Origin of the sequence: Peptoanaerobacter stomatis, from assembly GCF_000238115.1 — a bacterium.
Lineage (GTDB): Bacteria > Bacillota > Clostridia > Peptostreptococcales > Filifactoraceae > Peptoanaerobacter > Peptoanaerobacter stomatis.
The window spans coordinates 1-8,884 of sequence record NZ_JH414576.1; the positions used below are offsets into that span (position 1 = coordinate 1).

At 25.8% G+C, this 8,884-nt stretch carries 11 protein-coding genes, 1 tRNA gene and 1 rRNA gene; 5 read left to right on the forward strand and 8 right to left on the reverse strand.

Annotation, left to right across the window (positions count from 1 at the left end; translation table 11 throughout):
* The first annotated feature begins 425 nt into the window (after positions 1 to 425).
* The 3 genes from HMPREF9629_RS10840 (at position 426) to mscL (ending at position 1,933) form a co-directional block, all read left to right on the forward strand.
* The gene (locus HMPREF9629_RS10840) at positions 426 to 725 is read left to right on the forward strand and encodes a hypothetical protein (protein ID WP_009526433.1); all 300 of its coding nucleotides are present in this window, start codon (positions 426 to 428) and stop codon (positions 723 to 725) included.
* Positions 726 to 737: 12 nt separating this feature from the next.
* Positions 738 to 1,238, forward strand: coding sequence for a YigZ family protein (locus tag HMPREF9629_RS10845; RefSeq protein WP_009526434.1), 501 nt, complete (start codon positions 738 to 740; stop codon positions 1,236 to 1,238).
* Between the two features lie 287 nt (positions 1,239 to 1,525).
* Positions 1,526 to 1,933 (forward strand): large-conductance mechanosensitive channel protein MscL, encoded by a 408-nt coding sequence (gene mscL / locus HMPREF9629_RS10850; protein WP_009526435.1) that lies wholly within the window; start codon positions 1,526 to 1,528, stop codon positions 1,931 to 1,933.
* Between the two features lie 357 nt (positions 1,934 to 2,290).
* Here mscL and HMPREF9629_RS10855 read toward each other — a convergent pair whose 3' ends face one another.
* From HMPREF9629_RS10855 to HMPREF9629_RS10870, 4 genes are all read right to left on the reverse strand, one after another.
* Complete coding sequence (locus tag HMPREF9629_RS10855) at positions 2,291 to 2,743, reverse strand: ASCH domain-containing protein (protein ID WP_009526436.1); 453 nt, start codon at positions 2,741 to 2,743, stop codon at positions 2,291 to 2,293.
* A 100-nt stretch (positions 2,744 to 2,843) separates the two neighbouring features.
* The gene (locus tag HMPREF9629_RS10860) at positions 2,844 to 3,956 is read right to left on the reverse strand and encodes an MGDG synthase family glycosyltransferase (protein WP_009526437.1); all 1,113 of its coding nucleotides are present in this window, start codon (positions 3,954 to 3,956) and stop codon (positions 2,844 to 2,846) included.
* 159 nt (positions 3,957 to 4,115) lie between these two features.
* Positions 4,116 to 4,952, reverse strand: a complete 837-nt coding sequence (gene yqeC / locus HMPREF9629_RS10865) for a selenium cofactor biosynthesis protein YqeC (protein ID WP_009526438.1) — start codon at positions 4,950 to 4,952, stop codon at positions 4,116 to 4,118.
* A gap of 12 nt (positions 4,953 to 4,964) precedes the next feature.
* Positions 4,965 to 5,537 (reverse strand): rhomboid family intramembrane serine protease, encoded by a 573-nt coding sequence (locus HMPREF9629_RS10870; protein ID WP_009526439.1) that lies wholly within the window; start codon positions 5,535 to 5,537, stop codon positions 4,965 to 4,967.
* Positions 5,538 to 5,869: 332 nt separating this feature from the next.
* Between HMPREF9629_RS10870 and HMPREF9629_RS10875 the strand changes: the two genes are divergently transcribed.
* Both HMPREF9629_RS10875 and HMPREF9629_RS12700 read left to right on the forward strand, forming a co-directional pair.
* Complete coding sequence (locus HMPREF9629_RS10875; protein ID WP_009526440.1) at positions 5,870 to 6,688, forward strand: endo alpha-1,4 polygalactosaminidase; 819 nt, start codon at positions 5,870 to 5,872, stop codon at positions 6,686 to 6,688.
* Between the two features lie 122 nt (positions 6,689 to 6,810).
* Positions 6,811 to 6,978, forward strand: a complete 168-nt coding sequence (locus HMPREF9629_RS12700) for a hypothetical protein (RefSeq protein WP_242822054.1) — start codon at positions 6,811 to 6,813, stop codon at positions 6,976 to 6,978.
* Here HMPREF9629_RS12700 and HMPREF9629_RS10880 read toward each other — a convergent pair.
* The 4 genes from HMPREF9629_RS10880 to HMPREF9629_RS10895 form a co-directional block, all read right to left on the reverse strand.
* Positions 6,959 to 7,465, reverse strand: a complete 507-nt coding sequence (locus HMPREF9629_RS10880) for a DNA-deoxyinosine glycosylase (RefSeq protein ID WP_009526441.1) — start codon at positions 7,463 to 7,465, stop codon at positions 6,959 to 6,961. The two genes, HMPREF9629_RS12700 and HMPREF9629_RS10880, sit on opposite strands and share 20 nt — an antisense overlap.
* A 219-nt stretch (positions 7,466 to 7,684) precedes the next feature.
* Complete coding sequence (locus tag HMPREF9629_RS10885; protein ID WP_009526442.1) at positions 7,685 to 8,371, reverse strand: DUF554 domain-containing protein; 687 nt, start codon at positions 8,369 to 8,371, stop codon at positions 7,685 to 7,687.
* 111 nt (positions 8,372 to 8,482) lie between these two features.
* A 5S ribosomal RNA gene (gene rrf / locus HMPREF9629_RS10890) occupies positions 8,483 to 8,599 on the reverse strand.
* Positions 8,600 to 8,761: 162 nt separating this feature from the next.
* A tRNA-Ala gene (locus HMPREF9629_RS10895) sits at positions 8,762 to 8,837 on the reverse strand.
* Between the last annotated feature and the right edge of the window lie 47 nt (positions 8,838 to 8,884).

The window sequence follows — 8,884 nt, forward strand, 5'->3', positions numbered from 1 at the left end:
TTTTGTAATTAAATTAAAAAATATCAGCACATAATGTTGATGTAATAATAATATAACAAAAAAAACAATCTGTCAATATTTTGATTAAATTTTTAGTGAAAAATTTTCTTAAATGAAACAAAAAAATAATTTCACATATATCATATAAAATTGTAAAATTAATTTTTTCTATATCAGAGTTCATTTTATACTAAAACCTATTTAAATAGACATATAATAAAAATATTAAATTAAATGTATTTGATTAAAAGTATTTTCGGTACTATAAAACTCGTAATCTTCTTAATCAAACATACTCAAACGCATTTTTTATATTTTAATGTTACATGTTATTTTAATTAGGTATTAATATCACTAATAATATGGTTTATTTTAAAAAAACTTAGGGTATGATTATTAAAATTATATTTTATCAGGAGATTATTATGAAATACGGTTCTACCCCTTTTGAAGAAATAATTTTCGCTATGATGTTGTATGTAGAGCATACTGATGTATCGCGTATTAAAGAATATAAGATGAACTCTTTAAACTCCATAATTTCGTCAAGAAATAACTATTATTTTGAAGATACTTATGATGAATACTATGAAGATGTAGACGATATGCTTAGTGAGAGCAATGCCAATTTTTTTGATGATTCATATGTCGACTCTGACAGATTTACTTGCTATGGAATATTAGATGATGATGATTTATCTGACTACGATAAACTTTTAAAATAATTGGTACTGATTATGAGAGAATACAAAACTGTGCTTAACAATACAAATGATGAAATTATAATAGAAAAATCACGATTTATAGGTTACAGTTTTCATATATCATCACAAGATGAAGCTGAAAATTTTATAAAATCTATAAAAAAACAACATTATGATGCTACACACAACTGTTATGCCTACATATTAAATGATGATATGAGTATAATGAAATGCAGCGATGACAAAGAACCAAGTTCAACTGCCGGAGTTCCTATGCTTGAAGTGTTAAAAAAACAAAATATAACAAACTGCCTGATAATTGCTACAAGATATTTTGGCGGTATAAAATTAGGTGCAGGAGGACTTACGAGAGCATATTCAAAAACTGCAAAGATAGCACTTTCTTCAAACACCATAGTCGAAAAAAGAATATTTAAACAATTGGAAATAAGTATAGATTACAATTTTATAGGAAAAATTCAAAAATTTATAGAAAATAATCATATACTATTTAAAGCTCCTGAATTTTTTTGAAAGCGTAAAGTTCATATTATATGAAAAACACGAAAATTTAGGAGATTTAAAACAGGATTTATTAAATATAACTAACGGAAATATAATTATAGAAGAAAAAGATGAAGTGTATATAGATTTTATAGATGAAGTAGCTAAAATTTGAACTACAGACTTTAATTTTCAAAAAAATACCTTATCCTAATAAATTCATAATTGATTTATCATGTATTTTTTGATACACTATAACTTATTTTTAAATTGGCATCAGCACCAATATAGGTATTATACAATCAGGAGGATATTTTATGAGTTTTATTAAGGAATTTAAAGAATTTTCAATAAAAGGCAATGTTATTGATATGGCTGTAGGGGTGATAATAGGTGGTGCGTTCGGAAAGATAGTAACATCTCTTGTAAATGACATAATCATGCCTTTGATATCAAAAATAACCGGAGAAATAAATTTTACAAACTTAAAAATTGTACTTACTCAAGAAAATAAAGAAAAAGGAATAGAACAAATAACTCTAAACTATGGTAATTTTATACAAAACATAGTTGATTTTATAATAATTGCACTTTGTATATTTGCATTTATAAAGGTTATAAACTCACTGAAAAAACAAGAAGAGATTGAAGAAGCAAAAGAAGATGAACCTACTAAAGAGGAAGTTCTGCTTACAGAAATAAGAGACTTATTAAAGCAAAAATAAATACAATATTCAATATATTATAAATCAAAATCTATGCTAAATTTATTTGTAGACTATTGACTGTATACGACTTCTATTAGTTATGTTTTTGCAATATATCTTGCCAGAATTATATTTGTTTATTCAATAGTTCTATAGAATTTCAGTATCATTCACTAATTAACAGTACACACTATATTATAAAAAATGGATATCATCTGTGTTTTAATACACAAATAATATCCATTTTTTAATTTTTCAGAGTTTTTATAATAAAATCTTATAGAATAATATAAATTTAGAATCATTGCTTATTTAAATAAATAATTTATATTAATGTTGTATAGTTATATTATTTATTCTATTAGATAGTATTAATCAAGATTTATAAACAACTTCAAATTCTTCACATACCACATTCATATTTGTTTCAAACTCAAGTCCTGTTTCAGATAATTCTTTTTTAAAAAATTCTTCGTGTACTTTTTGCCAATATCTTAAGCTTCTATCTCCTTCACCCTCTTTGTAAGCGTGATTTTCAGAAACTTTGTTAAATTGTGTAATGTACACTTTGCTTGTTTGTATTATGCAAACCGCTTCGTTTTTTGAATTTAAAATTATACTATATTCACCTTCTTTGGGTATTTCTTCACCCTCTAATTCATACAATATATGAGCTGATGCTGTAGCAGTTTTTTTACCGCTAACTACAAGTGATGAAAGCTCATCCGCTTGTACGTCATTGATACCGAATTGCCATGAACTGAATGTTTTATTTTCTACAATGTTGTTCTTAGCGACAAATTCATTCCATAGTTCTATATCTTTCACAAATATTTCTTCCTTTATTATTTAAAAATTCTTTATATTATTTTGATAAAATTTAGTAATTAATACATATTAAATCTTTAAGCAACTTTTTGTATAAAATTTACATATTTATTAAAAACTTGCATATATCTGTTGCTGCGTTCGGTTTTCTTATCATTGATATATTTTTTTTCATATTTTCTAATTTTTCCTGATAACAATATAGTTGATAAAATGCTTCATCAACCGGAAATGTGGGTGTTGAATAAACTGCACAACCATTGTTTGTCAAGAACTCTACGTTTCTTTCTTCTTGACCTGGTATAGGATTTACCATTATCATGGGAAGATTCTTTGATAAAACTTCACAGCTTGTAAGACCTCCAGGTTTAGTTATTACTAAATCACAGGCACTCATCATAACATCTACATTATCAACAAAGCCATATATTTTTACATTGTGATGAAATTTTGTCTTTTCCAAATCTTTTTTACTTTTTTTACTGTTTCCGCATACTACCAATAATTCAAAATCATCTAATATATGGTCTATTCTCTTTACCATTTTAACTATGTTTCCATATCCCATTGAGCCTGACATAAATAAAATAGTCTTTTTATTTTCATTCAATCCAAGCATTCTTTTCGCTTCCATCTTGTTGATATGCACATTGAATTTATCATTTATAGGTATTCCAAATGGCAGTATTTTTTCTTTTTTTATGCCTTTTTTTACAGCCTGGTATGTCAAAAGCTCACTTGCCGTTACAAAATAATCCAAATTTGATAATCTGCACCAATGAGGGTGTATTGTAAAATCTGTTATTATTCCCACAGATATAACATCTATAAGTTTTTTTTCTAACATCAGATTTATCAATTGAGCTGAAAATATATGTGTGCTTATGACTATGTCCGGATAAAATTCTTCCTCAAAATATGTCAATAATTTTTGCGTAAATAAATAGTTCACTACATTATCTCCCGCATCTTTTGTTTCTTTTTCATCCATAATCTCCTGATACCTGTAACCTCCGGCATACAGATATGGAAATACCGTCGTTGATAATATATAGCTTTTAGATATTCCTTCTTGCAAAACAGGGGATATATATTCAAAAGAATCTATAATTTTACATTCAACATTGTCATATTTTTCAAATTCTATTTTTAATGCATTAGCGGTAGAATTATGCCCTCCGCCTACTTTATTTGTAAGTATAAGTATTTTCATAAGCTTCCTCATTAAAATAATAGTCAAGAAATACGTTTATCGTAATATTATAAAATAATTGAAATTTATTGTAAAGTTAAGATATATTTATTTTCTAACATATAATATTTTTTAGTTTTAGGATAAAGTAAGTATCATTTTAAAAAACATATTTTTATATTACTTCATTTTCTTAATAACTATCTGTATAGCTGTAGCTTCTAACATTTTTTTTAATTTATTATAAACATTATAGTCTGATTTAAGTTTATTTATACATAATATTTTTTCACCTTTTGAATTCTTAAAAAGTCCGTTTTTTATTGTTATAAGTTTGTATATATGCTCTATGGATATTATTTTTTCTTCATTTTCAAAATTATCGGATACTATGTTTTTTACAAATTCTTCTTCGTTATAGATATTGTCCTTTATCTGTTTTCCTATCATATTTATATCAAATATGGCTATAGTTTTTGTAGTATATTTTGAAATTACCGGTTCATATGTTTTGGGAAATTTTAATGACTTTCCCTTAGCTCCGTCCGACTCCAAGAATATATATTCAAACTTATCTTTAAATAGTTCTAATTGTTCATCTGTTATATGAGCAAATTTTTTATTTGATTTTCCTATAAGAATCTCAAATAAAAAGTAATATATATATCCATTTTTTTTATGAAAATTTACTTTTTTTTGAGATATGATACATCTTTTAGCAAACTTAATATTTTTAAATATATACTTTTTATTAAAATAGTGAAGTCTATTTTTTAATAAAATAAATTCTTCTAAATAATTTTGTGATTTCAGTATATTATTTTTTAAAAAATATTCTTTATATATTTCAAAATTTTCTCTGTTCATAATTAGATAATCGTATTTTCTCAATTTCGGCAATCTCATTTTTGTCGTAGTAGATATTAATATATCGTTAAATTTTGATAAATTTTGTGCACAGTCTTCTATGAAAGTTGTTTTTCCTCCGGCACCTACTACGCTTATAATTTCGCTCATAATAATCACCAATCATATTTTTGATTTATTCATATAATATCCGTATATACTACCAATTATTCCACCTATTATATGTGTTGAATTCGAAATATTATCTCTTACAAAAACAGCATCTACTACCTGCCCTCCAATATACACAAAAGCGACTAATATGAATGTAAGAGGTATTTTCCCATATTCAAAACTTGTAATAGATGACACCAATATAAATGCAAACACTACACCGCTTGCTCCAAGCAATGCAACATTTGGGAAAAATATTATGCTTACTATACCGCTTATAAATGCCGTTATAAATATCATTATTATTATATTCAAGCTTCCATACTTTTCTTCTAATAAAGGACCTACTATTAGCATCAACAGAATATTATTTATATAATGCGACCAATCACTATGCCCAAGCACATGCGTGAACAGCCTTATATATGTAAGCGGATCAAAAAAACTTGAACGATATACACAAAATAATAGTTTATTTGAATTACCCCCTGTAAATATATCAAGCAATAAGGCTAAAAAACTTATTAACACAAATGAAAGCAATACCGGTGAATTAAATTTTATTTTATTAAATATTTCCATAATCTACCTCATATTTTATAATTTATCATATAAAAATATAATATTAATCTAATTTGAAATCAATCTATAAACAAATAAATTCTAATAAAAATTTTAACATAATTAAATATATTCGTCAAAATTTAAAATATCTATTTTAAAATAAATATGATATACTGTGATTACATAATTATACCAAAACTTATTTAAATTATATAGATCTATATTTTACCACTCTATATTCAATATTGTAGATTTTTATTAATTGTATGCATACTTCTATCAAATTTTAGCATTAAATATAATTTTTTATACAATAGTCAATGTATTGTTTTAATAATATTGGAGTTAAAATGAATTTAAAACTTTTTAAAATGCTATTTATAATAATATTTATCGCTTCTACAAGTACATTTTCATACTGTGAAAATCTGCCTAAATATGGTGTTTTTTTAAATATATCAGAAGACGATTTATACAAATTATACAACTATGACATAGTTGTAATAGATGCACAAAATTTTTCAAAAAAAGCCATAAATGTTCTTAAAAGCAAGGGTATTACAGTTTATTCTTACTTAAATATAGGCTCTATTGAAAACTTCAGACCTTACTATAACAATTTTAAAAATATAATTTTAAAAAACTATGAAAATTGGGAAGAAGAATATTGGATTGATATTTCAAATAAAAAATGGCATGATTTTATAATCAACACTCTTGCAAAATCTCTCATAGACAAAGGTATTGACGGTTTTTTCATAGACAATACAGATGTGTATTACTACAATGAGAGTGAACAAATATTTGATGGTGTCTCAGAATTACTAAAAGATTTAAAAAAATATAATAAAGATGTCATAATAAATGGCGGAGATTTTTTTATAGACAAATATTACAAAAAATACAAGAGTCTAAATAACATATTAAATGGAATAAATCAAGAAAGCGTATTTTCTTCAATTGATTTCAAGAATAATAAGCTTATAAGTCAAACAAAGGAAACAAATTCATACTACAAAGAACACTTAAAAAAATACAAACATTTAGGCATTAAAATATATATAACTGAATATACAACTAATAAACTCCTAATACAAAAAATAAAATATTACTGTATTAAAAACGGATACCACTATTATATATCTGACAGTATAGAATTAGATATATAATAGGCTTAAATTAGACTTGTTCGATTACATACAGTCAATGACCGTAAATATCTAAAATTTCATATTTAAAAAAAATAGCTTTTCTAATATTAATTTTTACAATTACTTTTAGCTATTTTAAGATGAAATTTAAAAATAAAACTTTTGAAGAAATATACGATTTTATAGCTGTCAAGGTAGTTGTTAAGGAATTAAAAGATTGCTATGGTGTAATAAGTATAGTTCAGATAAAATTGAGTTATCAAACAAGTCTATTAATATTTTTTAAACTTAAATGTATTCAAGTATGACTTTCCAGCTATTCACTAATTTATCAAGCGAATAGCTGGCATTAGCAGGACTTGTACTTGGTAAATTTACTACCTCATAATCATATATTTTACCTTGATACATATTGTAATATTTATATGAGGTATTTCCATTACAAAAAACTTTTTTTACATCAGAATGTTCAAATATATCAGATAAGTTTGTTGGTAGTACATTTTTTATACTGCTGTCACTCGATGCAATTATATCACATTTATATATTGCATCCCATACAGCAATACCTTTATCAAGCAACAATCTTCTCCTGTCATCAATATCATCAGATATTTCAATCTCAAAAAGTTTCGATAAAACTTTCCAAAATCTATTTTGCTTATGCCCATAAAAAAATCCAACTTCTCTTGTTTTAACAGATGGAAAACTGCCAAGTATAAGTATTTTTGAATTTTTATCATAAAGAGGTTCTAATGGATGCACTATTGTATTATAAACATTATTCTCTTTCAAAGTAATAATCTCCTATCATACAAAAAAGTTAAAATTTATATTAAATTTAATTTGTAAGAAAAATTTGTATTATGCTGAGTGATAATATTTCAAAAAAACTAATTAAATTTTAGTTTATTAATGAAATAGGTTTAATTTATTCTTTAAGGTAATATGTTTGCAGCAACAGATTATATATAATCAAACATATTAGTAAATTTTTATAAAAATATGTTCTATCTAAAGTATTTTAAAAAATCCAAATATTATAGAAAAGAATATAGATAACACCATATTAGCAACTTTTATATTAGAATTTGTCAAAAGATTTATACCCATGCCCAATATTATTATACCACCTACTGCAGATATAGAGTCAATTATATTTTCACCAAGAATATTGCTGAGAGCACTTGCAAGTAAAACAAATATTCCTTGATATAAAATAACAGAAAAAGCAGAAAAAATAACCCCGTATCCAAGACTTGTAGTAAATATACATGCAACAATACCGTCTATAAGAGTTTTAGCAAGAAGAGTGTCTCCAGAACCGTTAAGTCCGGCCTGCAATGAGCCCACTATACCCATAGCTCCCGCACAAAATAATATAGATGTAGTAACAAATGCCTCAGAAAACTTAGAATTTTCATTATTAGCAGCAATTTTATTTTCTAAAAATTTACCAAATTTATTAATACTGTTATCTATATCCAAAATCTCTCCTATTATAGTGCCAATCGCCAATGAAATCACAATCACAGATATATTTTTACCTGATAGGCTTGTTTCTATTCCAATATACAATACTACCAATCCCATTGCTTTCATAAGTGAATTACTCACTCTTTCCGGTATCCCATTACTAAGCAATAATCCAATAATAGAACCAACCAAAATTCCAAGACCATTTAGTAAATTATAAATCAAATTTCTCCCTCATTTCAATTATTATAATAAAATATAATATATATATAATAAATAAAAAAGAGAAAAAAAGCAATAAAAAAAGACAAGCATAAATGCCTGCCTCCTTTATCCAATTGGCTATGACCTACTCTCCCAAGACCCTGCGGTCTAAGTACCATCAGCGATGAAGAGCTTAACTTCTGTGTTCGGTATGGGTACAGGTGTATCCTCTCCTCTTTTATAACCATATTGTTTCTTTCGATTGATATACTTCGCATAACTTCGTTAAGTTTCATATCGCTCGTCGGTCACGTAGCCTTAGTACGCTCTCTCCTTACTCATTCACTTGCCTCGTTCTGCTTGTATCTGAATCGAAATAATTTTCATTTGTTATTTAAAAACATAATTTATTGGTGGAGACAAGGAGATTCGAACTCCTGACCCCCTGCTTGCAAGGCAGGTGCTCTCCCAACTGAGCTATGCCCCCATCATATCTTTCAGCTATACTTTGCACAATGAAAACTGCATATCATC